22 protein-coding genes are annotated in these 26,058 nt (G+C 67.3%); 10 read left to right on the top strand and 12 right to left on the bottom strand.

Annotated elements, in window-relative coordinates; genetic code table 11:
* Positions 1–4: 4 nt before the first annotated feature.
* A complete protein-coding gene (locus ACNA0R_RS19750; protein ID WP_415827752.1) occupies positions 5–3,523 on the bottom strand; it encodes a hypothetical protein in 3,519 nt (1,172 codons plus the stop codon).
* A gap of 139 nt (positions 3,524–3,662) precedes the next feature.
* Positions 3,663–4,256 (bottom strand): RBBP9/YdeN family alpha/beta hydrolase, encoded by a 594-nt coding sequence (locus ACNA0R_RS19745; RefSeq protein ID WP_415827751.1) that lies wholly within the window; start codon positions 4,254–4,256, stop codon positions 3,663–3,665.
* Between the two features lie 271 nt (positions 4,257–4,527).
* Here ACNA0R_RS19745 and ACNA0R_RS19740 point away from each other — a divergent pair, with 271 nt between their 5' ends.
* Both ACNA0R_RS19740 and ACNA0R_RS19735 read left to right on the top strand, forming a co-directional pair.
* Complete coding sequence (locus ACNA0R_RS19740; protein WP_415827750.1) at positions 4,528–5,661, top strand: branched-chain amino acid ABC transporter substrate-binding protein; 1,134 nt, start codon at positions 4,528–4,530, stop codon at positions 5,659–5,661.
* Between the two features lie 166 nt (positions 5,662–5,827).
* Entirely contained in the window at positions 5,828–7,276 is a 1,449-nt protein-coding gene (locus ACNA0R_RS19735) for an AMP nucleosidase (RefSeq protein WP_415827785.1), read from the top strand.
* Here ACNA0R_RS19735 and ACNA0R_RS19730 read toward each other — a convergent pair.
* Together ACNA0R_RS19730 and ACNA0R_RS19725 are read right to left on the bottom strand one after the other, a co-directional pair.
* Positions 7,254–7,808: an aconitase X swivel domain-containing protein gene (locus ACNA0R_RS19730; RefSeq protein ID WP_415827749.1), complete on the bottom strand. Its 555-nt coding sequence runs from the start codon at positions 7,806–7,808 to the stop codon at positions 7,254–7,256. The two genes, ACNA0R_RS19735 and ACNA0R_RS19730, sit on opposite strands and share 23 nt — an antisense overlap.
* The gene (locus ACNA0R_RS19725) at positions 7,798–9,066 is read right to left on the bottom strand and encodes an aconitase X (RefSeq protein ID WP_415827748.1); all 1,269 of its coding nucleotides are present in this window, start codon (positions 9,064–9,066) and stop codon (positions 7,798–7,800) included. The genes ACNA0R_RS19730 and ACNA0R_RS19725 overlap by 11 nt, the downstream gene beginning before the upstream one ends.
* Before the next feature lie 129 nt (positions 9,067–9,195).
* Between ACNA0R_RS19725 and ACNA0R_RS19720 the strand changes: the two genes are divergently transcribed.
* Positions 9,196–10,086, top strand: a complete 891-nt coding sequence (locus ACNA0R_RS19720; RefSeq protein WP_415827747.1) for a LysR family transcriptional regulator — start codon at positions 9,196–9,198, stop codon at positions 10,084–10,086.
* Between the two features lie 48 nt (positions 10,087–10,134).
* Complete coding sequence (locus ACNA0R_RS19715) at positions 10,135–11,259, top strand: NAD(P)H-dependent flavin oxidoreductase (protein WP_415827784.1); 1,125 nt, start codon at positions 10,135–10,137, stop codon at positions 11,257–11,259.
* 58 nt (positions 11,260–11,317) lie between these two features.
* Here ACNA0R_RS19715 and ACNA0R_RS19710 read toward each other — a convergent pair whose 3' ends face one another.
* Positions 11,318–11,797: a MarR family winged helix-turn-helix transcriptional regulator gene (locus ACNA0R_RS19710; protein ID WP_415827746.1), complete on the bottom strand. Its 480-nt coding sequence runs from the start codon at positions 11,795–11,797 to the stop codon at positions 11,318–11,320.
* Between the two features lie 136 nt (positions 11,798–11,933).
* Here ACNA0R_RS19710 and ACNA0R_RS19705 point away from each other — a divergent pair, with 136 nt between their 5' ends.
* Both ACNA0R_RS19705 and ACNA0R_RS19700 read left to right on the top strand, forming a co-directional pair.
* Positions 11,934–12,710 (top strand): helix-turn-helix domain-containing protein, encoded by a 777-nt coding sequence (locus tag ACNA0R_RS19705; RefSeq protein WP_415827745.1) that lies wholly within the window; start codon positions 11,934–11,936, stop codon positions 12,708–12,710.
* A 166-nt stretch (positions 12,711–12,876) separates the two neighbouring features.
* The gene (locus ACNA0R_RS19700) at positions 12,877–14,394 is read left to right on the top strand and encodes a hypothetical protein (protein WP_415827744.1); all 1,518 of its coding nucleotides are present in this window, start codon (positions 12,877–12,879) and stop codon (positions 14,392–14,394) included.
* 17 nt (positions 14,395–14,411) lie between these two features.
* On the opposite strand, the gene ACNA0R_RS19695 is transcribed toward ACNA0R_RS19700, so the two are convergent.
* On the bottom strand, positions 14,412–15,113 hold the full coding sequence (locus tag ACNA0R_RS19695) for a GntR family transcriptional regulator (RefSeq protein WP_415827743.1): 702 nt from the start codon (positions 15,111–15,113) through the stop codon (positions 14,412–14,414).
* Between the two features lie 202 nt (positions 15,114–15,315).
* Here ACNA0R_RS19695 and araD point away from each other — a divergent pair, with 202 nt between their 5' ends.
* The 3 genes from araD to ACNA0R_RS19680 are packed head-to-tail and all read left to right on the top strand — an operon-like array spanning position 15,316 to position 18,805.
* Positions 15,316–17,046: an L-arabinonate dehydratase gene (gene araD / locus ACNA0R_RS19690; RefSeq protein WP_415827742.1), complete on the top strand. Its 1,731-nt coding sequence runs from the start codon at positions 15,316–15,318 to the stop codon at positions 17,044–17,046.
* A 10-nt stretch (positions 17,047–17,056) separates the two neighbouring features.
* Positions 17,057–17,776: a ribonuclease activity regulator RraA gene (locus ACNA0R_RS19685; RefSeq protein ID WP_415827741.1), complete on the top strand. Its 720-nt coding sequence runs from the start codon at positions 17,057–17,059 to the stop codon at positions 17,774–17,776.
* A gap of 39 nt (positions 17,777–17,815) precedes the next feature.
* Positions 17,816–18,805, top strand: coding sequence for a Bug family tripartite tricarboxylate transporter substrate binding protein (locus ACNA0R_RS19680; protein WP_415827740.1), 990 nt, complete (start codon positions 17,816–17,818; stop codon positions 18,803–18,805).
* 67 nt (positions 18,806–18,872) lie between these two features.
* Here ACNA0R_RS19680 and ACNA0R_RS19675 read toward each other — a convergent pair whose 3' ends face one another.
* From ACNA0R_RS19675 to ACNA0R_RS19655, 5 genes are all read right to left on the bottom strand, one after another.
* Positions 18,873–19,886, bottom strand: coding sequence for a proline racemase family protein (locus tag ACNA0R_RS19675; RefSeq protein WP_415827739.1), 1,014 nt, complete (start codon positions 19,884–19,886; stop codon positions 18,873–18,875).
* 78 nt (positions 19,887–19,964) lie between these two features.
* Positions 19,965–20,753, bottom strand: coding sequence for an ABC transporter permease (locus tag ACNA0R_RS19670; RefSeq protein ID WP_415827738.1), 789 nt, complete (start codon positions 20,751–20,753; stop codon positions 19,965–19,967).
* The gene (locus ACNA0R_RS19665; protein ID WP_415827737.1) at positions 20,750–21,592 is read right to left on the bottom strand and encodes an ABC transporter permease; all 843 of its coding nucleotides are present in this window, start codon (positions 21,590–21,592) and stop codon (positions 20,750–20,752) included. The genes ACNA0R_RS19670 and ACNA0R_RS19665 overlap by 4 nt, the downstream gene beginning before the upstream one ends.
* Positions 21,589–22,767: an ABC transporter ATP-binding protein gene (locus tag ACNA0R_RS19660; RefSeq protein ID WP_462935918.1), complete on the bottom strand. Its 1,179-nt coding sequence runs from the start codon at positions 22,765–22,767 to the stop codon at positions 21,589–21,591. The genes ACNA0R_RS19665 and ACNA0R_RS19660 overlap by 4 nt, the downstream gene beginning before the upstream one ends.
* A gap of 15 nt (positions 22,768–22,782) precedes the next feature.
* The gene (locus ACNA0R_RS19655; RefSeq protein WP_415827736.1) at positions 22,783–23,829 is read right to left on the bottom strand and encodes an ABC transporter substrate-binding protein; all 1,047 of its coding nucleotides are present in this window, start codon (positions 23,827–23,829) and stop codon (positions 22,783–22,785) included.
* Positions 23,830–23,958: 129 nt separating this feature from the next.
* Between ACNA0R_RS19655 and ACNA0R_RS19650 the strand changes: the two genes are divergently transcribed.
* On the top strand, positions 23,959–24,981 hold the full coding sequence (locus tag ACNA0R_RS19650) for a GlxA family transcriptional regulator (protein WP_415827735.1): 1,023 nt from the start codon (positions 23,959–23,961) through the stop codon (positions 24,979–24,981).
* A 49-nt stretch (positions 24,982–25,030) separates the two neighbouring features.
* Here the strand turns inward: ACNA0R_RS19650 and ACNA0R_RS19645 are convergent, their stop codons facing one another.
* Entirely contained in the window at positions 25,031–26,023 is a 993-nt protein-coding gene (locus ACNA0R_RS19645; protein ID WP_415827734.1) for a Bug family tripartite tricarboxylate transporter substrate binding protein, read from the bottom strand.
* Positions 26,024–26,058: the final 35 nt, after the last annotated feature.

Genomic DNA, 26,058 nt, shown 5'->3' with positions numbered 1-26,058 from the left:
GCGGCTAGGCGCGGTTCCAGCGGCTGGCGCTGTTCCGCGCCAATGTGCTTTTCAGGGCGGCGAGCAATCCGGCGTCCACCGTGGGCGCCGTGTCTGGCTGCTTGAAAGTGCTCATGCTCTTGAGCGTACCCGTACTCGTTGCCGTTGGCGTGGTTGTGTCCCTGACCGTGCTCGTGGTCCCGCTCATGCCCGCGCGCAGCTTCGTCACCGTGTCCGTGGCGCGCCGCGGGGGCGGCGGGGCGGGCCGCACAGGTGTCCGCGGCGCGTGGAGGACTTCGTACAGATGCCCGTCCAGCTCCAGCTGCGAACCGCGGTTGTCGTTGAAACCGCTGTCGTCGGACAGGGCGGTGCTGACGCGGCCGCGGGCGCCGGGCGGCGCGTCGCCGGTCCGCATGCCGACCGGCCGTTCCATCGTGTCGTAGCCGCTGTCCCCGCTATGTACGCTGGCCGCGCTGTCGGAAACGTGGTCGCTGCCATCGTTGATATCGCTGACATCGCTTGGCACGGCATAGATCGTCTCCGTGGAATGCCGGCGGCTGCCGGCGTATCCCGGCTCCGTCGAAGACTTGCGGATACTGGCGTAGATCGGCTCGCCGGACGGTGTGGCGGCGTCCGTGCCGGTCTCCGCCGCCGGCGCGGCGCGGCGTCGGCTGAACAGTCCTTTCACTTTGGCATAGCCGTCCGCGGCGACCGACTGCGTCGACCTGGCGCTCGCGCGCACGCCGCCTCGTTTCAGCGTGGCGTCGCCGTCCGCCGCCCACAACCGCGGCGTATCCATCTGTCTGCCCCCATCGCGCGGCAAGCGGCGCGCAAAAGCATTCAGCTCATCCCATATCCCGGTTTGCTCGAGGATATGGCCCACCGCGGTATCGCGCCATGCGTCCGTGATGGCGCCGGACTGGAATCGCGCGATGCCCAGCACCTTCATCCCGGCATCGAGCCGCGCATGCAGCGCGGATATATCGCGGCACAGGCCGTCGATCAGGTCCCGCACGACGTCATAGCCGTTCGGCGTACGCAGGAACCTCGTTCCCATCCGGCCGGCTGCCGCCTGCCCGCCATGTTCATGGTTGAGGCGTCCCAGTATCGCCGCGTCGCGGATCAATTGCTCCAGCGTTTGGGGCAGCGACCCGTTGACGGCGAGCATTTCCGGCTTGTCCAGCAAGGTTTCCAGCGCGCCCGCGTGCTCGAACAGCCGGGCGCCGAAGTCCGGTATCAGCGAGTCGCGCAGCGCATCCATGCGCTTTTCCGCCTGCGCTCGCGCCGCGTCGTTCAACTGGATCAGGAAAGCATGCATGCGAGCTTCCTGACGCGCGGGCAGGGCGGAATCCGCGGCGGCGCGGCGGAAGCTGCCGCGCAGATATCGGGTCATTCGCTGGCCGAGCGACGGCCTCCATGAACCGTCCGGCGCTGGCGGCGTCACGGCCAGCGCCTGGATCAGGGCGCCCAATTCCGTATCGCCGACCTCTTCCAGCCCCGCGTTCAGCAGCGTCGCGGGATCTACTTTGTCGTCGGCCAGCATGCCGATACGATCTTGCAGCCCATTGAGCTGAAGATACAGCGTGGTACCGGCGGCCATGCCGCCGGGCGCCGCCAGGGACGCGCACCATGTCTTCAGGAAGGGGCCGGCATTGCGCCTGGCCGATGCGGCGCGTATCGACGTCCAGATGTCGCCCAGCAGCTTGTCGCTTTCAGCGCGCGCGGCGCTGTCCGCCACGCTGGCCGTCAGCTCCCCGGTTCCGCGTATATGGGCGTGCAAGGCGCCGCTGTTCAGTGTTCGCAGCTGGCGGTCCTTCAGACGCATGGTCTCGCGGTCGATCAGGCGGCGCCATAGGCCGGGAGCCGCCTCCGCGTGCAAGGCGGCCAGCGCGGCATAGGCTTCCCTGAGCGCTTCCAGCTTGTGCGCGGATAACGGCTTGCCGTCCGGGCGCGTGCTGGCGTCCAGCAACTTTATGACCGCGCGCTGCGCATTCTTCTCGGCGTTCCTCACATGTTTCGCGAATACGTCGGCACGCCGCGCGGCCCGGGCCTGGTAGGTCCGTGACGACAGGCGCGCGCCACGGGATGCCGCGGCGGCCAGCGGCCTTCTGGCCGAACCCTCGGCGCGCCTGTCCGCGCTTCCATCCGCGCGCGGGTCCGCGGCGTCCGCCCGCAGCCGATGGGTTTCGCCAAGGATGCCCGTTTCTTCCAGCACATCGAGCATCAGCGACTGGCGCAACGCGTCGATGTCCGCCTCGGATGCATGTCCGGCAACCCGGTGCCGGTCCAGCGCCTCCTGGATACGGTCCGTGATCTGCTTCAACTGCGGCCGCAGGCCGCGCAGCAATGGGGTCACGTTACAGGGCGGCACGGCCGTGGTGCCCAGGGCTTCGTTGACGGCGTGCTCCAGCACCATCCGTACGGCATCGGCGGGCCGCGCCTGGAGCAGGGCATCCTTGCTGCCCTGTGCCAGGCCGCGTTCATGCCAGCGCTGCACGCTGGCGTGCAGTATCGCGGCTTCCTTGAACAGGCCCGCCTGGACTTCGTGAGCCCATGCGGGCACCTGGGCGCGCAATTGTTCACGCAACACCTTGCCGGCGGCCCCCGCCATGCCATCCAGCAGCTTGTCGATGTCGGCGGTCAATCCCTGCCGGGCGGCGTCGCCATGACGGCCATGCGAGTCGGGGGCACCGCTTGCCGGCCAGACATCGAACCAGCTTTTGTCCGCTCGCAGATCGGCGCGCAGCCCGTGCGGACTGTCGCCTCGCGCCTGCAAATCCTGCAGCAGGTTGCGCAGCATCGCGTCGCCCGCGCCGGGGCCGGCCCTGCTGCTTTCCTCATAGACCAGTTTCATCGCCGGATACAGGAAGTCAGCCGCGTCGCGGTCCTGGCCGCGCAGCATTTTCATGCCATCCAGCAGGCCGGCCAGGTTCCGGACGAAAGGAGCCGTCAGGGGCATGCGACCGCCATCCTCGCGGTATGGGGCGCATAGCGCCCTCATCGGCTGGGCTGTCGCCTGCAGCGCGGTGGCGGATTCCAGCGCGCCGCGAACGGCGCCCGGCGCGGCGCCGGTCTGCCGGTGATCGCCCAAGGCACTTTGCCGCAGCTTGATCAGCTTCTCGCAGCGCTGCCCGGCCTGCCGCGGGCCGGCGTCGGGCAGGCAGGCGCGTACCGTCCGGTCGAGCAGTACATCGCGCAGCGAATCATGGACACGCGTCTGCCTGCGCAGCTTGGCTTCGTCGCGTTGCAGTTTCGCCAGATCGCCCGCGGCCGGCGGATGGCGCGCATCCGCATACAGGCGTTGCGTCGTCGCGGCCAGCCGCTGGCGGCAGCGCGCCGCCTTGTTCATGCGCGCTTCGTGTTCGCCGCGCACCAGCGTATACGGCGCGCGCGCGGGGGTGCCCGAATGCCAGGCCTGTATTCGTTTGGACAGTCCCTGGACCGCCTTGAACGCCAATCCGTGCGGACGGCGGGTGGGCTGGATGGAAAGGGGGGAGGTGACTAGCGAGAGGGGAGCCGGGACGGCTCCGGTGATGGGGGGCATGATGCGTGATCGTGATGCTTGCAAATCGCGCAGCAAGTCTAGGCGCGCCATCGGCCCCTAGCCATAAGCAGCACGGCAGGCACGGCGGCGATTTGCCGACAAGCCTTGTAGGGCGAGCCTGAAGCGACGGCCCGTCGTTTTACGGGCGCGGTCGCGCCATGGGGGGTATGCGGCGCGCCGGCGCCGGTACCCGCCAGGCCGAACGGCGGCGCAGCGCGCGCAATATCTTCAGGCCATCGGGCCAGGGGCCGTAGCCGGCCGCGGCATTGATATGGCCGGCGCCGGACAGCACCACCAGCCGGCTGCCCCAGTGCCGCGCGAATTCGCGGGCGCGAGGCAGGGTGCAATAGGGATCGTCGTCGCTGGCGACCACCACGCTCTGGAAGCCCAGCGAACGCAGGGTGATGGGAGCGAAGGCCGCCAGGCAGGGCGCGGCGCCCTCGCGTTCGATATCGGCGGGGGCCACCAGCAGCGCGCCCGCAACGCGGCCGTGCAGCGCGGGCGGCAGGGCGGCCGTGGCGACACAGCCCAGGCTGTGGGCGATCAGCAGCGCCGGCCAGGGCGCGGCTTCCACACACGCGGCCACCGCGGCGATCCAGTCCCGCGGGTCCGGGGTTTCCCAGTCGCGCTGGGCCACCCGCACGGCGTGGGGCAGGCTGTCTTGCCACAGCGTCTGCCAGTGATCGGAGCCGGAGTTTTTCCAGCCCGGGACAATGATCGGTTGAAATCGCATAAGACGATAATGCCGCCCCGCCTTCATTGCACAAACAACTTAATTTCTGTTTGGTTATATGACTTCCGTTATATAACGGAGGCATTGAAACCGTGCATTACTTCGTTTAAAGGGAGCTGACCGATATTTGCGGCAAGCACCCGGAGGGCCGGGATCCGGCCTCGCTTTACGGTATCCTTTGGACCCTTCCGGCGGCTGGCGAAATCGCCCTGGAGAACCCGTGGAGGACCACAAGTCCGCCATTTGGCATGGAGCGCAACAGGAGATGACGATGAAAAAACACCATCAAACACCCCTTCGCTTGGCGGCCGTGGCCGCGCTCGCACTCGCGGCCGGGATGGCCGCCATTCCGGCACAGGCCCAGACGCTGAAGATCGCCGCGGTGGGCCCGACCACCGGACCCGTCACACAATATGGCGATATGGTCCGCGAAGGCATCAGCACCGCCGTTGAGCAGGTCAATGCCGCGGGCGGCGTCAACGGCAGGAAGCTGGAAGTCGTGGTGGTCGACGACGGCTGCGAGCCCAAGCAAGGACCGACGGCGGCCAACCGGGTGGTGAACGAGCACATCGGCTTCGTGGTGGGCCCCGTCTGTTCCGGCGCCAGCATCGCGGCGGCGCCGATCTACGAACAGGAAGGCGTGGTCATGATCACGCCGTCGGCCACCGCGCCCGCGCTGACCGATGGCAAGAAGTACAACTTCATCTTCCGCACCATCGGCCGCGACGACCAGCAAGGCCCGGCGGCGGCCGCCTATATCGTCGACAAGCTCAAGCCCAAGAAGGTCGCCGTGCTGCACGACAAGCAGTCGTATGGCCAGGGCATCGCCACCTCGGTCAAGAACCAGCTGGAGAAGGCCGGCGTCCCGGTCGCCGTTTTCGAAGGCATCAATGCCGGCGACAGCGACTATTCCGCCATCATCACCAAGCTGAAGAGCGAGAACGTCGACTTCGTCTACTACGGCGGCTATCACCCCGAAATGGGCCTGCTGATGCGGCAGGCCGCGGAACAGGGGCTGAAAGCCCGCTGCATGGGACCGGAAGGCGCCGGTAATCCGGACATCAACGCGATTGCCGGCCCGGCGGTGGAAGGCATGCTGCTGACGCTGCCGGCCGACTTCTCGCAGGATCCCAAGAACGCCGATCTGGTCAAGGCCTTCAAGGACAAGCAGCGCAACGCGGCCGGCGCGTTCCAGCTGACGGCCTATACGGCGACCATGGCCATCGTCGACGGCATCAAGGGCTCGGGCTCCACCGATCCCTCCAAGGTCGCGGCCTGGCTGCATAAAAACAGTATCGATACGCCGATCGGCAAGGTGTCGTGGAACTCGCAGGGCGACTTGAACAACTTCGCCTTCAAGGTTTACGAGTGGCATAAGGACGGCACGCATACGCTGGCGAATTGACACCCGTGGCCGACACCCGCGGTCGACACCCGCGGTCGACACCCGCGGCGCGGCATCGGCGGGGCGGCGAGCTCGCCGCCCCCGGTCCCTGAGCCGCGCGAGCTGTACAGGAGCTTCATTCATGAGTAGCGGTGATGCAGTGTCCCCAACCGTAAGGCCCGATTTCATGCCGTACGAGGCCTTCGACAGCGCCTCGGCGGCGGTCGAGCGCCTGATCGAAATCTACGAGCGCAACACCGCATACCTGCGCGCGGGTCTTCAGCGGGTCACCCAAGGCGACGATCTGCAAGGCGTGCGGGTGCGCGCGTGCTATCCCAGCGTGCGCATCGCGGTTCACACCTACGACCAGGTGGATACCCGGCTTTCGTACGGCCACGTGGCCGAGCCCGGCGTCTACCAGACCACGATTACCCAGCCGGGGCTTTTCAAGGACTACCTGACCGAGCAGATCGGTCACCTGTTGCAGAACCACAAGGTGCCTGTGGAGGTGGGCGAGTCCAACGTGCCCATCCCGCTGCATTTCGCCTTTCCCGACGGCGCCTACGTCGAAGGCGAACACCTGGAAGCCCTGAAGCGCCCGCTGCGCGATATCTTCGACGTGCCGGACCTGGCCATCACCGATGACGCCATCGTCAATGGCACCTGGTACGGGCGCGAAAACGAGCCGCGCCCGCTGGGACCATTCACCGCGCCACGGGTGGATTACTCCCTGCATCGCTTGCAGCATTACACGGCGACGGCGCCCGGGCATTTCCAGAACTATGTGCTGTTCACCAACTATCAGTTCTACGTCGATGAATTCTGCGCCCGCGCCCGCGCCATGCTGGCCGCCGGCGAAGGCGATTACGACGCGCTGATCGAGCCCGGCAACCGCGTCATGCGCCGTGGCGAACCCATCTCCACGGATGCCGTCGCCGGCCGCCTGCCGCAGATGCCGGCCTACCATCTGACCCGCGCCGATCACTCCGGCATCACGCTTGTGAATATCGGCGTCGGGCCGTCCAACGCCAAGACCATCACCGACCATATCGCCGTGCTGCGGCCGCATGCCTGGCTGATGCTGGGACATTGCGCCGGCCTGCGCACGTCCCAGCGCTTGGGAGACTACGTGCTGGCGCACGGATATGTACGCGACGACCACGTGCTGGACGCCGACCTGCCCACCTGGGTGCCGGTGCCGCCCCTGGCCGAAGTGCAGGTGGCCCTGGAACAGGCGGTGGAGGAAGTCGCCGGCCTGTCGGGCTGGGAGCTGAAGCGCATCATGCGCACCGGTACGGTCGCGACCATCGACAACCGCAACTGGGAACTGCGCGACCATACCGAGCCGGTGCAGCGCTTCGCCCAATCGCGCGCCATCGCCCTGGACATGGAATCGGCCACCATCGCCGCCAATGGCTTTCGCTTCCGGGTCCCCTACGGCACCTTGCTATGCGTGTCCGACAAGCCGCTGCATGGCGAATTGAAGCTGCCCGGCATGGCCACGGCCTTCTATCGGCGGCAAGTGGGCCAGCATCTGGAAATCGGCATCCGCGCGCTCGAACGCCTGCGCGAAATGCCGCCGGAGCGCCTGCACTCGCGCAAGCTGCGCAGCTTCATGGAAACGGCGTTCCAGTAGGTGGCTGGGGCGGTGGCTGGGGCGGTGTCTGGGGCGGTGTCTGGGCAGGCGCCTCGGCGCAGGCCTCTCCAGCGCCTATCCTGCACAGGTCGGCGCCTGCTTCCAGCCTCAGCGGCGTGCCGGCGGGCAGCGCCGCCAAAGCCTGCCACGTGGCTTCGTCGACCACCGCGATGGGCACGTCGATGCCATATAGCTCGGATGCCACGATGCAGCCCAGCGCCACGATCAGGTCGCGTTCGCGCATGACGATGGCGGCGGGCCCGGTGCCGTTGCGTATGGCTTCCGCCAGTACGCTGCTGCTGGAGCTCGAGCCCTTGGCGCGCGCCATCAGCAGGCAGCTGCCCTTCAGCGCCGCGCCGAACTGCGGATGGCGCGGTTCGATGATCCGGCCTGCCTGGGCGTCGTAGCCGCCCCAGAAGCTGAGCGGCTCCCGCAGCACCAGCAGGCCGCCATGAGCGCTGCCCGGTACGACCGTGACGCCGGCATAGGGCCGCGGGCCCGGCGCGATGGGTTGGACGGGATCATGCTTCATCGAAACATACCTTGCCGGCCAGCGCCGATCGCACGCATTCGCGCAGGCTGCCGTAGGCTACCTGTACGCCGATATTGGCGGGCGCGTAGTGCGCCCATTTGCCGGAATTCGTCATGACCAGGCCGCGTGTCTGCCGCATGATGGGCGTGATGTAGGTACAGGTGTCGGTGACGAACTGCACCCCCGCCGCGCGCAGCCGGTCGGCCCGGCCGGAGGCTTCCAGCTCCCACAGGATGTAGCGGCTGGTATTCACGTAGAAGTCCACGGCGAAGCGCTGCGTACCCCGCGGCGACGACGGATCCAGCAGCCGTTCCAGCGCGGCGCATTCGGCCAGGGAAAAATGCGGCGTGCCGACGCTGACCGCGGCCAGCGGGGCACCGGGGGCCGCCTGGTTCAGCGTCGCGCGTACGGCGCCCAGCGCGGCGCGATCGACGGTGACGGACGTACCGGACGGGCGGCCGCCCAGGGCCGCTTCGAGCGTGGGCGCTTCCGGTGTGATGCCGACCGCATGGAAGAGCGCGATGGCGCCGCTGGAGGCCGCCGCCGCGCCCAGGGCCTTGAGTTCGTCTTCCGTCGTGTCGCCGGGCAGCCCCGTGATGGCGGGAATGGCGCCGCCCGCGCGCTGCCCCACGAGCAGGCCCAGCGCGGCGTACCAGATATCGCGGCTGGCCGGATCGCGTGGAAAATCGCCGGCCACCGCGAAGACGACGCCGGCGTGGCGGTTTTCCGTCAGATGCAGGCCGCAGCGCGGCGCGCGGCCGGTCAGCGCGGCGCACAAGTCCATGAAATCGCCATAGCGATTGGTACGCGCGCCCAGCACGGAATTGGCGAAGACGATGGCATTGGATTCGGCCCAGGCGATCTGCTGGCCCAGGCGCGGCCGGTGCTTCAATTGGTAGGGCGCACAGGTAAAACTGGACTCGCAGCCCAGCTCGATATGGGCCTGCATTAGCCGGGTACCCGCGTTGCGCAACGCATCGTCGCCGCGGAAGAGCTCGGGATGGATCAGGTCCATGGAGCCGACGTTCAGCGTGGTTGGCACCACGACCTTGCCGCCGCCTTCCACCAGCTTTTCGACGAAGTCCAGGCTGGCCTGGCCATGATAGAGGCAGCCGTCGATATGCGCGCTGTCGATGTCGATCAGGCTGTCCGCGCCCATCACCGCCGCCGAGCGCACCAGTATTCGCATGGCCAGGGCGGCGGCGGGACCGCGCTCGCCCTGGAGCAGGGCCTGGTCGTAGTCGGAAAGCGCGATCACGGATCTTCCTTGCGCGGGGCGGAACCGCGATTGTAGGCGAGGCCGCCGGGCCCGGCCCAGCCGCGGAAACTATCTTAAAAAAAGAATGAAGATAGCAGTAGTATTCCGCATAAAGAATCAGGAATTCAGATGGAAATCGCCGAACTGGAAATCTTCCGCGCGGTAGCCCAGGAGCAAAGCGTGACCAAGGCAGCCAGGCGCCTGCGGCGGGTGCAATCCAACGTGACGACACGGGTCAGGAACCTGGAGGAAGACCTGGGCGCGACGCTGTTCCGGCGCGGCGGCAGGCGCATGGTCCTGACGCCCGAGGGGCAACGCCTGCTGGACTATGCCGACCGCATCCTGGCCCTGACGGCCGAGGCGCGCCAGGCCGTGCGCGACGAGGCGCCGCGCGGCCCCTTGCGGCTGGGTTCGATGGAAGCCGCCGCCGCCAGCCGGCTGCCCGGCGTGCTGGCCAGCTTCAACCGCAAGTGGCCGGCGGTGCGTATCGACATCAAGACCGGCACCACGCAGGCGCTGGCGGATGCGGTCGGCGCGCACAGACTGGATTGCGCCATCGTGGCGCACCCGGCGGCCGGCCGTCCGCAGCAGGCCGATATGGCGCGCCTTGGCCCGGAACTGGAAGGCAGCTATCTGTTTTCGGAACGCCTGTTGCTGGTGGCGCCGCCGTCTCATCCGCGCATCCGGCGCGCGCGCGATATCCGCGTGCGCACCATCGCGGCCTTTGGCCAAGGGTGTACCTACCGCAATTGCATCGATGACTGGCTGGCGCGGGACGGCGACAGCCTGGACGGGTGGGGCATCCTGGAGCAGGGGTCGTACGCCTCCATCCTGGCCTGCGTAATGGCCGGCACGGCGGTCGCGGCGGTGCCGCAGTCGGTGCTGGACATGCATCCCGCCGCGGCGTCGGCGTCGACGACCTATCTGCGTTCGGTCAATAGCTTCCTGATCCGCCGTGCCGGGTTCGGTACGTCCGCCTACAAGGCCTTTTACGAGGAGATGCGGCGCGCGGCGGATTGAGTTCCGGCGCCGCATTCCTTATCGCGATCGAGCCGGCCGGATGCCGGCATCCGGCCAAACCCGTCGAAGGAGCGCATCATGGCTGCCCGTATCAGTACCCCGCTTACCGAACGTCTGAGCATATCCACGCCCATCATTCAGGCGCCCATGGCGGGCGTCACCACGCCGGCGCTGGCGGCGGCGTCCGCCAATGCCGGCGCCCTGGGATTCCTGGGCGTGGGCGCCATGGCGGCGCCGGCCGCGCGCAAGGCGATCGCCGATACGCGCGCGCTGACGCAGCGGCCTTTCGGCGTGAACGTCTTCTGCCATGCTCCCGCCGTCGCCAACGCCGCCGGCGAGGCGGCATGGCTTTCCTATCTGGCGCCGGTGTTCCGCGAATTCGGCGCCGAGCCGCCGGCGTCGTTAAGCGAGATCTACAAGAGCTTCGTGCAGGACGATGAAATGCTGCAGGTCTTCCTGCAGGAGCGGCCGGCCGTGGTCAGCTTCCATTTCGGCCTGCCGGACGCCGGACGCATACGCGCGCTGCGCGATGCCGGCATCTACCTGATGGCCAGCGCCACCAGCGTGGAAGAGGCCCTGCGTATCCAGGAAGCCGGCGTCGACGCGGTGGTCGCCCAAGGCTATGAGGCCGGCGGCCATCGCGGCGTATTCGATACCGAGGCGCGCGATGAACGCCTGGGCACGCTGGCCTTGACGCGGCTGCTCGTACGCCAATTGCAGGTTCCGGTGGTGGCGGCCGGCGGCATCATGGACGGCGCGGGTATCGCCGCCGTGCTGGCCCTGGGCGCGCAGGCCGCGCAGCTGGGTACCGCGTTCGTGTCATGCCCGGAGTCGTCCGCCGACGCGGCGTTCCGCGCCGCGCTGGCCGATCCCCGGGCCGTGACCGCCATGACCGCCGCCATATCGGGGCGTCGCGCGCGCGGCCTGTACAACCGGCTGATGCGCCTGGGAGAAGCACCGGAAAGCCCGCCGGTGCCGGATTATCCGATCGCCTACGACGCGGGCAAGGCCTTGAACGCCGCCGCCAAGGCGCGCGGCAATAGCGACTTCGCCGCCCAGTGGGCGGGCCAGGCGGTGCGCCTGTCGCGGGCCCTGCCGGCGGGCGAGCTGGTGGAGACGCTGGCTGCCGAGCTGGAGGAATCCATGCGCGGCGTAGGCGCTTTGCGGGGATAGCGCGGCCGTCCGCCCCACCGCGGCGATGCCGGGCATTGGCTGGCCGCGCGCCATGCCGTTATGCGTCTCCGCCTTCCTTATCGAAGTGTCCGAGCAGATTGCGCAGCAGCGGGCCGATGGCGCGCAATTCCTCGAAGTGCGCGGACGATAAGGCATCGAGCTTGTCCTGCGCCGCCTGCGTCAGCCCGATATGGACTTTGCGCCTGTCCGACGCATCCGGGTGGCGCTCCACCAGCCTCATGCGTTCCAGCCGGTCGATCAGCTCGCCGGCGCTATGCGGCCGCAGCAATAGCCAATCGGCGACTTCTCCAACCGTCATGGTTTCGTCGGGCGCGGCCTTGATGGCCAGCAGGGCCTGATGCTGCTGCGGCGTCAGGCCGCAGCCGGCGGCCGCGTTTTCGCTGAACGCCATGAACCGGCGCAAGGCGAAACGCAGTTGCGCCAGGGCGACGAAGTCGGCTGGCCGCAGGGTGCGGCTCTTGCCGTCGGAACGACGGCGCGCGGGTTCCGCCGGAGTGGGGTGGGGCAGGCGTGACATGCGCCTTATCGTACCGCGCGCACCGGCTGCCGCGTCACCGTAGGGGAACCCCTACAAAAACTATCCCCGAAATGCCGATAGAGGCCACCCGCCCGAATCCGGACAATGCCTGCATCTGCACACGGGAGCCGCTACTATGGACAGCCTACAAACCGACATGCTCGTACATTTCGATGCCGCCATCGGCTCGGCGCCGTGGCGCGACACCACGCCCAAGGCCGCGCCCGCCACCCGGCCGGCGTGTGACGGTTGCGGCGCCCGGCGGCTGTGCCAGGCGGCCCAGCTCTGCCGCGGCGACGGCGAACGTCGGGTATCGTTGCCGCTCTGCTCCCGCAAGGTCAACGCGGGCGAGGCGGTCTACCGCGCCGGCGACACGTTGCGCAACCTCTACGTATCGCGCGCCGGCACCTGCAAGACCACGCGCTTGTATCGCGACGGCCGCCAGCAGATTACCGGCTTCCATCTGGGCGGCGACTTCCTGGGCATGGACGCGATCGCAACAGGGCGCCATGAGACGGAAGCGATCGCGCTGGAAGACATGGTCGTCTGCGTGCTGCCGTACCACGAAATCGACGCGCTGGCCGACGAGTTCAGCGACGTGCGCCGCGGCATGGAGCGCATGCTCAGCCGCGAGATCGTGCGCGAATCGCGCCTGCTGATGCTGATGGGCAACCTCAGCGCGGAAGAGCGCGTGGCCGCCTTCCTGGTGGATCTGGCCGACCGCTATGCCGAACGCGGCTATTCGCCGGTCGCCTTCACACTGCGCATGAGCCGTGAAGAAATAGGATCCCACCTGGGCATGAAGCTGGAAACCGTCAGCCGCATGTTCTCGCGTTTGCAGCAGCGCCGTCTGATCGCGCTGCATGGCAAGGAAGTCCGCATACTGGATATGGACGCGCTGCGACTCATCTGAAGCGCAGTCCGCATACAGGCGGTTTTCAGCGCCGCGCCGGTAAAGTCCGCGCCGGAATCCGCTGAAGGCCGCGCGTCTTTGCCGTCCCCGCCATGCTTCGCGGCATGGCGGGATGGGGCGCTTGCCGTCATCGGGGCTTGCAGAATCCGTCCCGTCACTTTCCGGCATGTCGACCTCTTCGAATCCAGGCGCTGTACCGCGGCTCGCGGGTGAACAATGGCTCGCGCTGGGACGTGCGATGCACGGCGCCGGCCGATATGGCGAAGCCGTCAACGCGCTGCAGCGCGCGGCCGCGCAACTGCCGCTGGACCTGGACGTCTATCGCGCATTGGTGGCCGCGCTGGATGCCGGCGGACAGGTCGCCGATGCGGCGTCCGCGCGCATCGGCATCGACGCCATCGAGCGGCGCCGCGCGGTGGATCTGTTCGAGATCGGCCGCGTATACGCCCGGCACAAGCAGTGGGATGCCGCCGGCCACTGGCTGGAGCGGGCTTTGATGATTGAGCCCGGGCTGCACGTCGCGCACATCTGCATGGCGTGGGTATTGCGGCAGCTGGGCTTGCGGCACGGCAGCGGCCGGCACGCCTGCCGCGTGTACCGCGGGCAGCGGGCTTTCGCCGAAGCCCGGCGCGGCCGACGCCGCCGCACGGTGCTTATCGTATGTTCGAGCGGATACGCCAACGTGCCGTTCCGCCACCTGGTGCCACCCGCCTTGAACCGCGTCATCCACTGGGTAATCGACCTGGGCGCCGTGGGCATAGGCTGGGGACGCAGCCGCGCGCTGCCGCCGTACGACATCGCCTTCAATGTGATCGGCGATGCCGATCTTGGGGCCTTCTGCCGCGCCGAGCTGGCGCAATTCGCCGAGCGTGCGACCAGGCCCATGCTGAATCGGCCGGAGCGCATCGCAGAGACCACGCGCGAACGGATCAAAGGGCTGCTCGACGGGATACGAGGGATATACGTGCCGACGACGTGCCGCTGGGATGGCGGCCACCGGACGGCCGGAGACGTGCATGCCGCGATCGCGGCGGCCGGCATCGGCTACCCGGTCATCACGCGGCCGGCGGGCGAGCATGGCGGCAAAGGCGTGGTGTTGCTGACGGGGCCGGAAGACGCGCCTACGCCGCCGCAGGCGGCTTCGCACGACTCATCCGCGACGCCGGCGTCTTCGCATGATTCGTCCGCGGCGCTATCTTCCTCCGAGCCGCCCTTGGTCCCGCCGACGGGCGAGATCTACCTGACCGCGTACCACGAGTACCGGTCCGCCGATGGCTACTACCGCAAGTACCGGGTTATCTTCATCGACAGGCAGCCATATCCGTACCACCTGGCCATCGGCAAACAATGGCTGCTGCATTATTTCTCGGCCGATATGTTGTCCGAGCCTTGGAAGCTGCAGGAAGAACGCCGCTTTCTGGAGAATCCGCGGGCCGCCCTGGGCGCGCAAGCCTGGACGGCCCTGTGCGCCATCGGCGCCCGCATGGACCTGGACTATTGCGGCATCGATTTCACGCTCCTGCCGGACGGCCGCGTCCTGGTGTTCGAAACCAACGCCACCATGCTCGTGCATCCCGAGGTCGAAGACGATGGACTGCGTTTCAAGAACGTCTACATCCAGAAGATATTCGACGCGCTCGACGAGCTGATGCGGCGCCGCATGGCCGCCGAGGCGGCTGCGTAACAGACGTTGCCGCCGGATCAGGGTGTTCTGACGTAGTCCGGATACCGCTTGCAGATATCGTCCACCTGGTTCAGCGTGCCGGACAGGTGTTCGCGCAGGGCCTGCTGCGCGCGTGGGGCGTCGCGGGCGATGATGGCGTCCAGCACGCGCTGGTGGTCTTGCAGGATGCGTTGGGCCTTGCCGGTTTCGGGCAGGTGCAGGCGGCGCAGGCGGTCGACGTGGCCGCTGTAGCGCTGCTCCAGTTCCCATAGCTGGGCGACGCCCGCGGCCTCGTGCATTTCGCGGTGGAAGGCCTGGTCAGCCGCGATGAACCGGGCGTACTCATTGGCCTTCAGGCTGGCGCGCTGCAGGTCGATGTGGCTTTGCAGGCGGGCGGCCAGCAGCGGGTCATCGCGCTGCGCCAGTACGTGGACGATCTCCAGCTCCAGCGAGCGGCGCAGAAAGTGCGCCTGCCGGGCCGCCGCGATATCGATGCGGCTGACCTCGGTGGTGTGCTGGGGAAAGATGTCCACCAGTCCTTCCTCGCTCAGCCGCAGCAGCGCGTCGCGTATGGGGGTCTGGCTGAGGCCGAAGGCTTCGGCCAGTTCGGGGCGGGGCAGGACGGTGCCGGGCGCGAGTTCCAGCGACACGATCAGTTCGCGCAGTTTCTCGAAGACCTGGGGCGCCGCATGACGCGAGCGGTCCAGGCGCAGGGTCGATAGGGTTTCCGTCAGGGACATGGTGTTTCTTCAGTAAGCGCCGAATTGTAGCGGCTGGCTTGCGTTGACATACTAATACATTAGTGTTTCAATGCGCTCGAGACAATGCTCCGAACCGGATAGCCATGTTGCGCGGCCCGCCAGGGCGGCCGACATTGGGCCCACCGCGTTGGACCTACCTAGAGCCACACTCGGCCCCATAACCCTTATACGAGTGAAATCCATGACACGTACTTACGACAGCCTGCGCAGCGCGCGCTGGATGGCCAAGGACGACCTGCGCTCATTCGGCCACCGTTCCCGCATGATGCAGATGGGCTACGGGCCGCAGGACTGGGAAGGCCGTCCCATCATCGCCATCATCAATACCTGGTCCGACCTGCAGCCTTGCCATATGCATTTCCGCGAACGCGTGGCGGACGTCAAGCGCGGCGTGCTGCAGGCAGGCGGGTTCCCGGTGGAGCTGCCGGCGCTCTCCGTGTCGGAATCCTTCGTCAAGCCCACCACCATGCTCTACCGCAACATGCTGGCCATGGAAACGGAAGAGCTGCTGCGCAGCCATCCGGTCGATGGCGCGGTGCTGATGGGCGGTTGCGACAAGACCACGCCGGGCCTGATCATGGGCGCGATCAGCGCGGGCCTGCCCTGTGTCTACGTTCCGGCCGGCCCGATGCTGCGCGGTAACTGGAAGGGCAAGGTGCTGGGCTCCGGGTCGGATGCCTGGAAGCTGTGGGACGAGCGCCGCGCCGGCAACATCAGCAAGGTCGAATGGACCGAGGTGGAAGGCGGCATCGCGCGCAGCTACGGCACCTGCATGACCATGGGCACGGCCAGCACGATGACCGCCATCGCCGAGGCGATAGGCATGACGCTGCCGGGCGCGTCGTCGATACCCGCGGCCGACGTCAACCACATGCGCATGGCCGCCGATTGCGGCCGCCGCGCGGTCGAGATGGTGTGGGAAGACCTGACCCCGCGGAAGATCCTGACGGTGGCGTCCTTCAAGAACGCCATCAATGTCGCGATGGCCATGGGCTGTTCCACCAATGCCATCGTGCACCTGGTCGCCATGTCGCGGCGCGCCGGCTGCGCGGTGGGGCTGGACGATTTCGATGCGGCCAGCCGCAAGGTGCCGGTCATCGCCAATATCCGGCCCAGCGGCGATACCTATCTGATGGAAGACTTCTACTACGCCGGCGGCCTGCCGGCGTTGATGAACCGGATGAAGCAGCATCTGGATCTGTCGACCATGACGGTCAACGGCAGGACGCTGGGTGAAAACATCGAGGGCGCCGAGGTCTATAACGACGACGTGATCCGTCCGCTGGACAACGCCATCTACGACGAAGGCGCGCTGGCGGTGCTGCGCGGGAATATCGCGCCGGACGGCTGCGTCATCAAGCCCAGCGCCTGCGCGCCGCGCTATCTGCAGCATACCGGTCCCGCGCTGGTCTTCGACGACTATCCCAGCATGAAGGCCGCGGTGGAAGACGAAAACCTCGACGTCACCGCCGACCACATCCTGATCCTGCGTAACGCCGGCCCGCAGGGCGGACCCGGCATGCCGGAGTGGGGCATGCTGCCTATCCCGACCAAGCTGGTGAAGCAGGGCGTGCGCGACATGCTGCGACTGTCGGATGCGCGCATGAGCGGCACCAGCTACGGCGCCTGCATCCTGCATGCCGCGCCCGAGGCCTATATCGGCGGTCCGCTGGCGCTGGTCCGTACCGGCGACATGATCACCGTGGACGTGCCCGCGCGCAGCATCCACCTGAACATCAGCGACGAGGAAATGGCCGCGCGCCGCGCCGCCTGGAAGCAGCCGCCGCGCCGCTACGAACGCGGCTACGGCTGGATGTATTCCAAGCACATCCTGCAGGCCAACGACGGCTGCGATTTCGATTTCCTGGAGACGGAGTTCGGCGCCCCGGTCTCCGAGCCCGATATTTTCTGAGGAGTTCTTCGTGTCGCAACTCAACCCCGATACCAAGGCCAGGCTGGAGCAGGTCAGCACCGCCACGCTGTGCACGGCGCTGTTCAAGCGCGGCCTGCGCAATCAGTTCATCCAGAACGTGCATCCGCTGAACGGCGATTTGCCGAATATGGTGGGCTTCGCCTTTACGCTGCGCTACATCCCGGCGCGCGAGGACCTGAACCACATCAAGGTGTTCGAGGACCGCACCCATCCGCAGCGCGTGGCCGTCGAAACCTGCCCGGAAGGCGCGGTGATGGTCATCGATAGCCGCAACGATGCGCGTGCCGCATCCGCCGGTTCCATTCTGGTGACCCGCCTGATGAAGCGCGGCGCGGCCGGCGTGGTGACCGACGGCGGTTTCCGCGATTCGCCCGAGATCGCGAAGATGGGCTTCCCGGCCTATCACCAGCGGCCGTCCGCGCCCACCAACCTGACGCTGCACCAGGCGCTGGATATCAACGTGCCCATCGGCTGCGGCGACGTCGCGGTGTTTCCGGGTGACGTCGTGGTGGGCGACGGCGAAGGCGTGGTGGTGATCCCCGCGCACATGGCCGATGAAATCGCCGCGGAAGCCACCGAAATGACCGCATTCGAGGATTTCGTCACGGAGCGCGTGCGCGAAGGCGCCTCCACGCTGGGCCTGTACCCGCCCACCGATCCGGCGTCGCGTGACGCGTTCGCCGAGTGGCGCAAGGCGCGCGGACGCTGAAGCCGACCCATCACCAAAAACCATAGACAGGAGACAACCATGACATCGCAACGACGCAAGGCGCTGGCCGCCTTGGTGGGCGCCGGCTTGCTGGCGACTTTGAATGTGCCCGCGCATGCCGCGGACTGGCCGCAGCAGAAGCCGATTTCCTACGTGGTGCCCTTCACCCCGGGCGGTTCGACCGACGTGGTCGGCCGCGTGATCGCGCAGAAGCTGTCCGAGCGGCTGCACCAGTCGGTCGTGGTGGAGAACAAGCCGGGCGCGGCGGGCGCGATCGGCGCGGCGTATGTGGCCAAGGCGCCGCCCGACGGCTACACGCTGTTCGGCGGCACGATCAGCACGCATGCCATCAACCCGAGCCTGTACAAGAACCTGAGCTACGACCCGGTGAAGGACTTCGAACCGGTGTCGCTGGTGGCGACCTTGCCCAATGTGCTGCTGGTCGATCCGAAGCTGAAGCTGAAGTCGGTGGCCGACCTGATCGCGCTGCTGAAGAAGGATCCCACCAAGCGCACCTTCGCCTCGTCCGGTGCCGGGACGTCCACGCACCTGACGGGCGAGCTGTTCGCGCAGACGATAGGCGTGCCGCTGACGCACATCCCGTACAAAGGCACGCCGCCGGCGATGGTGGACGTGTCCTCGGGCAACGTGACGTTCATGTTCGACCAGATGACCGCTGCCTTGCCGCTGCTCCAGCAGGGCAAGCTGCAACTGCTGGCCGTGACCACCGCCAAGCGCATCCCGCTGGCGCCGGACGTGCCTACGCTGCAGGAAGCCGGCGTGCCGGGCTTCGACGTGTCGTCCTGGCAGGCGGTCTATGCCCCCAAGGGCACGCCCAAGCCCATCGTCGATCGCCTGTCCAAGGAGATCGCCGCGATTTTGAAAGAGCCGGATGTGCAGGAGAAGCTCGGCAAGACCATGGGCATGGAGCTGGTCGGCGGCTCGCCTGAGCAGTTGCGCGACCTGATGGCCACCGAGATTCCGCGCTGGGCGGAGGTGGTGAAGAAGTCCGGGGCGAAGGTGGAGTAGCGCTCAGGGGCCGTCGCGCTGCCGGCCACGGTCTTCGCCAGAACCGGCCGACATGCCCGTCGGCGGCTTACCTGATCAGGAATCCGGCACCCACGGGATCATCTCGATCCACCGTCCAGCGGGCCGTGCCCAGTATGCTGGCCGTGCCCTTGACCGTCGGTCGTACGGCGCGCGTGCCGTTCAGGTCGACCGTGCCGAGCAGGCAGCCTTCGAAGGTGCCGCTGCCGAGCAGGCCTTCGGACAGGATGGGCTGGTTCAAGCCCATCTTCCCGCGTGCTTCGAACATCGCCATCATCGCGCTGGTGCCGGTGCCGCCGGGCGAGCGGTCCAGCTGGCCCTGGCTGAACACGTGCACGTTCTTGTAGAAGGCGCCCGGTATCGTGGCCGGATGCCAGAACGTGATGTAGTTCAGGTTGTTGATGTGGGGCTGCGTGGGATGCTGGATGCGATGTTTCGCATTCAGCTGGTCGCGCACCGCCAGTCCGAGCCGCGACAGTTCGCTGCCGTTGTCCGGCGAAATACGCAGCGTGCTTCCGGTCAGGTCGACGATGCCGAAGTAATTGCCGCCCCATACGATGTCGGCTTTCAATTCGCCGTAACCGGGCACGGTCACGGGCAGGTCCTGGGCGGCGACGTAGGCCGGGACGTTCTCGAAGCGCGTCCACAGCACTTCATCACCTTCGGATTTCACGTCGGCCACCACCAGGCCGGCGGTGGTCTCGAAGCGGATGCGCGTCAGGCCGTCCTCGCTGCGCTTGACCAGCCCCAGGGCCACCATCGCCATGGCGACGGCGATCGTGCCGTGGCCGCACATGTGCGAGTACTCGGTGCCGTCGATGTAGATCAGGCCGGCGTCGTAGTCCGGCGACGACGCCGGCGTCAGGAACACGCCGAACATATCGCGGTGGCCGCGCGGCTCGCGCATCAAGGCCTTGCGCAGCCAGTCGTAGTTGGCCTCCAGGAAGGCGCGCTTTTCCAGGATGCTGGATCCGGCGGGGTAGGGGATGCCGCTATGGATGATGCACAGCGGTTCACCTTCGGTATGGGTATAGATGACATCGAACACGTCTTGCTTGCGCATGACTGATACTCCCGGCTTCAAGGAAAGGGATGGGTAAGTGAAAAGGTGAAACGTCGCGGGCCCGTCGGCCCGCGTGTATCAGCGGGGTTCGGACAGCATGTCCAGCCCCACGGTCAGGTCCAGGATCACGATGGCCAGGAAGGCGGCGACGATGGTCGCGCCGGATACGGCGGCGATGGTCGGATCGATGGTGTATTGCACGTAGTTGAAGAGCTTGACCGGTATCGTGTTCAGATCCGCGGTCGTATTGAAAATCGACAGCTCCACATTGATGAACGAGGAGATGAACGCGAAGATTCCTCCCGTCACCAGCCCGGGCCGTATCTGCGGCAGCAGCACCAGGAAAAAGGTCTGCAGCGGCCCGGCGCCCAGGTCGGCCGACGCTTCCTCCAGCGCGCGCTGTTCGGGCGTCAGCATCGCCAGCACGCTGCGCATGACGAAAGGCAGCACGATGACGGTGTGGCCGACCAGCAGGGCGGTGAAGCTGCGCGTCAGGCCTATCGATGAACCGAACTGCAGCAGCGCGGCGCCCAGCACCACGTGCGGCAGCACCAGCGGCGACATCAGCAGCGCGGATATCGCGCCCTTGCCGGGAAAGTCATAGCGCGCCACCGCGAGCGCGGACGGGACGGCCAGTGCGATGGCCACCGCGGTCGCCGCGCAGGCCAGCATGGCGCTGGTGAAGAAGGCCGACAGATAGCTGGGGTCGCCCAGGAATTGCCGGTACCACTGCAGCGTCCAGCCCTGCGGCGGGAAGGCCAGGTACGACGTCGCGGTGAACGAGGCCCCCAGGATCACCGCCAGCGGCAGCACCATGTAGGCCAGCAGGATCCAGGACAGCAGGCGTATGCCGATCCGCGCGATCATCGCGAGCTCCTTGCGGGCTGGCCGACGCGGCCGGCCAATGCCACCAGCGCCAGCGAAAGCGCCAGCAGCACCACGCTCAGGGCGCCGCCCTGGTGGACGTTGAACACGCTGCTGTACTGCTGGAAGATCAATACCGAAAGCACGGTGACGCGCCCGCCCGACAGCAGGGCCGGCGTGACGTAGGCGCTGACCGCCAAGGTGAAGGCCATGATGGCGCCGGCGGCGACGCCGGGCAGCGTCAGGGGCAGGGTGACGTGCACGAAGGTTTGCCAGGGTGAAGCGCCCAGGTCGGCAGACGCCTGCTCCAGGCCCGGATCGATACGGGCCAGCGTATTGCCGACGGCCAGCACGACGAAGGGCAGCAGGATGTAGACCATGCCGATCAGGATGCCCAGCTCGGTGCCCAGGAAGCGCATGGGACGATCGATCAAGCCCAGGCCCTGCATGGCGTCGTTGACGATGCCGTTGCGGCCCAGCATGACCATCCAGCCGAAGGAGCGCACGATGTTGCTGGTGAACAAGGGCACCACCAGGATGATCACGCAGATGCGCCGCCAGTGGCGCCAGCGCACCAGGCGCACCAGATACCAGGCCAGCGGATAGCCGAGCAACAGGCAGACCAGCGTACTGCCCACGCCGATGCGGAAGGTGGTGGCGATGACGTCCCAATGGTAGGCATCGGCCAGCACGTTGACGTAGTACGCCGGCGTGAAGCCGCCGCGCGCCGGGTCGAAAACGCTCGCCAGCGCGACCACGCACAGCGGGGCGACGAAGAACGCCGCGAACAGCGCCAAAGGAACGCAGAGCAGGGCGGCGGGCGTGCGCAGCGATCGCGTCATGGTTGCTCCGCGATCAAGTGGATGCGTGCCGGATCGAAGCTCCAGGTGTGGACGCCGCCGGCCGCCAGGCCGGGGCAGTCGCCAGGCCGGCGCGCTTGCAGCGTCTGGCCGCCGGCGTCGCCCAGGATGGCGGTGTGGCTGCCCACGCGGATGACGTCGGTGACGGTGGCCTTGAACCCGACGTGCCCGGCCGGCGCGTCGGCGCCGTCGGCGATGTGCAGATCCTCCGGCCGCAAGACGGCCATGCCGCGCGCGGGCACGGTGCGCGTCGTGCCGCCAGCTCGGGCCGCCCGCTGCGCTTCGTCCTCAAGCGCCGCGTCCGTTGCATCGGACAGGCCGGTGGCGTGGATGGACGTTCCAGACGGGACGGGCGCCACCAGGCGCGCCAGCGATTCCAGCGCGATGCCATTGGCGGCCCGGGTGAAAGGCAGCAGATTGGCATCGCCGATGAATTCCGCGACGAACTTCGTCGCCGGCGCGCGGTAGATCTCCGGCCCTGTGCCGATCTGCTCGATGCGGCCGGCATTCATCACGACGATACGGTCGGCCATGGTCATGGCTTCCTCCTGATCGTGCGTGACGAACACGAAGGAGATCCCCAGCTGCTCCTGCAGATGCTTCAACTCCAGCTGCATGCGCCGCCGCAGCTTCAGGTCCAGCGCCGACAGCGGTTCGTCCAGCAGCAGCAGCCTGGGTGCATTGACGATGGCGCGCGCCAGCGCCACGCGCTGCTGCTGGCCGCCGGACATTTCGCGCGGGTAGCGCGCGTCCATGCCGGCCAGGCCCACCATGTCCAGCGCCTGCCGCGCGCGCTGCGCCGCCTCCGCCTTGCCCGTGCCGCGGCGGCGCGGCCCGTAGGACACGTTGTCCAGCACGGTCATGTGCGGGAACAGCGCGTAGTTCTGGAATACGGTATTCAGCGGCCGCTTGTGCGCGGGCAGGCGGCTGATGTCCTGCCCTTCGATCAGGATGCTGCCGGCGTCGGGCGGCAGGAAGCCGGCGATCGTGCGCAGCAAGGTGGTTTTGCCGCAGCCGCTGGGGCCCAGCAGGGCGATGAATTCACCCTGCCGCACCTGCAGATCGATGTCGTCCAGCGCGGCATGGCCGCCGAAGCGCTTGCGTACACCGCGGATGTCCAGCAGCACCGGCATCTTGGTTTCCCCGTTCTTATGCAAGGCGTTCTGCTCCGGTCAGCGCTTGCGGGCGACCTGGCGGTTCCACGCATCGGTGATTTCGGCGCGGCGGGCGTTGACCTCGTTCCAGTCCAGCAGTTGCAGGTCCTTCACCGAGCCTTGTTCGCCCCAGGGCAGCTTGCGCGCGGCTTCCGGCGGCAGCTGCACGCCTTGCACCGAGGGGCCCAGATACAGGCGCGTCGCCAGGCACCGCGAGGCTTCGGCGCTCAGGGCGGTATCGATGAATTTTTGCGCCGCCGCCTTGTTGGCCGTCCCCTTGACCAGATGCAGGCGGGCGTCGGTCGCCCATACGCCTTCCCGCGGCACGGCGAAGCCTATCGGCAGCTTCTTGTCGATCAGGTCCCAGGCGCCGACGTTGAAGTGCGCGCCGATGACGGCCTCGCCCGACTGGAATGCATTGGTGGCCGCGCCCGAGCTGTCGAACAGCAAGGCGGTGTCCAGCGCCGCCAGGCGCTTGTAGACCGGATCCAGGTTGGAAGGATCCACGCCCCACACCTTGGCCATGAACAGGATGAAGGGCACGCCGGAAGAGTTCGACGGCGAAGGAATCGCCACGGCGCCGGCATATTCCGGCTTCCACAGGTCCTTCCAGGTCTTGGGCGGCGTGCTGATTTCCTTGGTGTTATAGGTCAGGCCCAGCGAGTAGTAGCCCGTGCCCACCGCGTAGGTCGTGCCGCCGTGGCTGTAGATGGCCTGCGGCAGGACGTGCTTCATATTGGGGATGGCGTTCGCGTCGAGCGTGTCCAGCACGCCGGCGGCCTGCGCCAGTTCGCTGATGCCGCCGTCCATCCAGGCGACGTCGATGGTGGGCGCGTTCTTCTGCTGTTGCAGCTTGGACAATGTGGTGGTGGACGTGCCGATCTCCGGCGTCACGGTGACGCCGGTCGCCTTGGTATACGGGTCCGCCACGCAGGCCTTGAAGGCGTCGCCCCAGTTGCCGCCGTACCACGCGACGGTGATGCGGTCGGCCGCGGTGGCGGGCTGGGTCATGAAGGCGGCGGCGATAGCGCCGGCGAGCAGGGCGTTACGGATCGGTCGTGCCATGGCGATTCCCCTTGCGGATGGTGCCCGGCGCGGGGCCGGGCTTTCGTGTATCGATGGCTGGAATAGTGCGCCCGTAGGGGCAAACCGGGATTGAAATGTCTGGTCAGAAACTTGAATAATTGCGTCATCATGACCGCTGCGCCGCCCGCTTCCGCCGTCGATATCACGCCGTCTCCGGGTAAACCAGAACTCTCGGTCGGACTGGTGCTGCTCGATCAATTCACGCTGGCGGCGTTTTCCGGTTTCGTGGATGCATTGCGGCTGGCGGGCGACCACGGCGGCAAGAGCCGCCGCATCCATACCACCTGGCGGGTGATGAGCTGGGACGGGCTGCCGCGCTCGGCCAGCGCGGGGATGTCGCTGGCGGTGGATGGCGGCCTGGCCGAGGACCTGTCAGGCCTGGACTACGTGGCGATCTGCGGCGGGAACGATTATCCGAACGTCAATCTGCCGCCGGTGCTGCAGCAGTGGATCCGCCGCGTGGCGGACAGCCCGGTGCGCATGCTGGGTATCTGCACCGGCACCTTCGCGCTGGCGCAGGCGGGCGTGCTGGGCGCGCGCAGCGTTTGCGTGCACTGGAACGTACTGGACGCGTTCCGCGCGCGGTTTCCGGGCGTGCGCGCGGTGGTGGACCGGCTGTTCATCGACGAAGGCGACCTGATCACCTGCGCGGGGTCGACGGCGGCGATCGATCTGGCGCTGTACCTGGTGGAGCGTCATTGCGGACGCGACAAGGCCCAACAGGCGGTACGGCACATGATGCTGCAAGGCATGCGGCCGGCGCGCGTGCCGCAGGCGCATTTCTACTCCGACGTGTCGGAGATCGGCGACCTGCGCGTGCGCCAGGCGGCGCATTTCATCGAGCAGCGCATCGACGATCCGCCGTCGCTGGATGCGATCGCCCGCTACGTGGGCGTGGGGCGGCGGCAGCTGGAGCGGGCGTTCCAGCAGGCGCTGGGCGTCAGCCCCATGGTGTTCCAGCGCAACCTGCGCCTGCAGTACAGCCGGTGGTTGCTGGAAAACAGCCGCCTGCCCGTGACACAGGTCGCGCTGGATTGCGGCTTCGCCGACGGCGCGCACTTCTCACGCGAGTTCCGGGGCAGGTTCGGCATGACGCCGCGGGAGTACAAGCAGCAGGCGGCGCGGGATTAGGCACGACCGCCTTGCCCCCCGGGCGGCAGGGGCCGGGCCGGCCGCGGGATCAAGACGGCTGGATGCCGGCGGCCTCCACGTAACCCTTCCAGCGCATCTTGTCGGCCTGCACGAAAGCGTCGATTTCCTTGGGCGTGGCGGGCGGGTAGGTCAGGAAGCCTTGCTCCACGTAGGTCTTTTGCACGACAGGTTTATCTATCGTCTTCTGGAATTCCTTGTTCAGGAAGTCCACGACATCGGTCGGCGTTTTGCGCGGCGCGAATACCGCGTGCCAGGTGACGATTTCGTAGTCGCTGCCGATGACGCTGGCGATGGTCGGCAGCTTGGGCGCCCACGGCAGAGGTTCGGAGCTGGAGACGGCCAGCGCCACCAGCTTGCCGGCCTTGACCAGGGGATCGACCACCGACCAGGCGTCGATGTGGAAGGTATTGCGGCCCGCGGCCAGGTCCGACATGGCGGTCATATCCTTGTAGGGGACATGCAGCACGCCGGTCGCGCCGATCTTCCTGGTGAATATGGTTCCGGCGATGTGGCTGGACGTCCCGATGCCGTAGGAGCTGAAGCTGCAATCCTTCTGGTGCTTGCGCAGATACTCCACGAACTCGCGGGCATCCTTGATCCCCAGTCCCGCGTTGGCGACCAGCACCAGCGGCAGCTTCGCCGTCCGCGACACCGCCGAAAAGTCGTGGTCGGGGTCGAAGGGCAGGGTTTTATACACATAGGGATTGATGCAGAAGGGCGTCGCCGTCGAATACAGCAGCATGCTGCCATCCGGACGCGACACAGCGACCTGGCGCGTGCCGATGTTCCCGGCCGCGCCGGGCTTGTCCTCGACGATGAATTTGCCGCCCAAGCGTTCGCTGACGTCATTCACCAGCAGCCGCGCGATCACATCCGTGCTGCCGCCGGCGCCGTACGGCACGATGACGGTGACCGGGCCGGCGGGATAGCCGCCGGGCTGCGCCCGCGCGTATCGGGGCAGGGCGGCCGCCCCGCAAAGGCCACCCAGGACTTTCAAGGCACTGCGACGCTGCGTATTCATGGATTTGCTCCAATAGTTGTGTCGCGTCCGATCCC

The sequence above is a fragment of the Bordetella sputigena genome, assembly GCF_965137885.1.
Taxonomy (GTDB): domain Bacteria; phylum Pseudomonadota; class Gammaproteobacteria; order Burkholderiales; family Burkholderiaceae_B; genus Bordetella_C; species Bordetella_C sputigena.
Note: the sequence above shows the minus strand (reverse complement) of the source record. Positions and strands in the feature narration are given on the sequence as shown.

Bases quoted from the DNA above. Each gene is read 5' to 3' on its own strand.
- ACNA0R_RS19750 (WP_415827752.1), bottom strand. From the start codon at position 3,523: ATGCCCCCCATCACCGGAGCCGTCCCGGCTCCCCTCTCGCTAGTCACC.
- ACNA0R_RS19745 (WP_415827751.1), bottom strand. From the start codon at position 4,256: ATGCGATTTCAACCGATCATTGTCCCGGGCTGGAAAAACTCCGGCTCC.
- ACNA0R_RS19740 (WP_415827750.1), top strand. From the start codon at position 4,528: ATGAAAAAACACCATCAAACACCCCTTCGCTTGGCGGCCGTGGCCGCG.
- ACNA0R_RS19735 (WP_415827785.1), top strand. From the start codon at position 5,828: ATGCCGTACGAGGCCTTCGACAGCGCCTCGGCGGCGGTCGAGCGCCTG.
- ACNA0R_RS19730 (WP_415827749.1), bottom strand. From the start codon at position 7,808: ATGAAGCATGATCCCGTCCAACCCATCGCGCCGGGCCCGCGGCCCTAT.
- ACNA0R_RS19720 (WP_415827747.1), top strand. From the start codon at position 9,196: ATGGAAATCGCCGAACTGGAAATCTTCCGCGCGGTAGCCCAGGAGCAA.
- ACNA0R_RS19710 (WP_415827746.1), bottom strand. From the start codon at position 11,797: ATGTCACGCCTGCCCCACCCCACTCCGGCGGAACCCGCGCGCCGTCGT.
- ACNA0R_RS19705 (WP_415827745.1), top strand. From the start codon at position 11,934: ATGGACAGCCTACAAACCGACATGCTCGTACATTTCGATGCCGCCATC.
- ACNA0R_RS19700 (WP_415827744.1), top strand. From the start codon at position 12,877: ATGTCGACCTCTTCGAATCCAGGCGCTGTACCGCGGCTCGCGGGTGAA.
- ACNA0R_RS19695 (WP_415827743.1), bottom strand. From the start codon at position 15,113: ATGTCCCTGACGGAAACCCTATCGACCCTGCGCCTGGACCGCTCGCGT.
- araD (WP_415827742.1), top strand. From the start codon at position 15,316: ATGACACGTACTTACGACAGCCTGCGCAGCGCGCGCTGGATGGCCAAG.
- ACNA0R_RS19680 (WP_415827740.1), top strand. From the start codon at position 17,816: ATGACATCGCAACGACGCAAGGCGCTGGCCGCCTTGGTGGGCGCCGGC.
- ACNA0R_RS19675 (WP_415827739.1), bottom strand. From the start codon at position 19,886: ATGCGCAAGCAAGACGTGTTCGATGTCATCTATACCCATACCGAAGGT.
- ACNA0R_RS19670 (WP_415827738.1), bottom strand. From the start codon at position 20,753: ATGATCGCGCGGATCGGCATACGCCTGCTGTCCTGGATCCTGCTGGCC.
- ACNA0R_RS19665 (WP_415827737.1), bottom strand. From the start codon at position 21,592: ATGACGCGATCGCTGCGCACGCCCGCCGCCCTGCTCTGCGTTCCTTTG.
- ACNA0R_RS19655 (WP_415827736.1), bottom strand. From the start codon at position 23,829: ATGGCACGACCGATCCGTAACGCCCTGCTCGCCGGCGCTATCGCCGCC.
- ACNA0R_RS19650 (WP_415827735.1), top strand. From the start codon at position 23,959: ATGACCGCTGCGCCGCCCGCTTCCGCCGTCGATATCACGCCGTCTCCG.
- ACNA0R_RS19645 (WP_415827734.1), bottom strand. From the start codon at position 26,023: ATGAATACGCAGCGTCGCAGTGCCTTGAAAGTCCTGGGTGGCCTTTGC.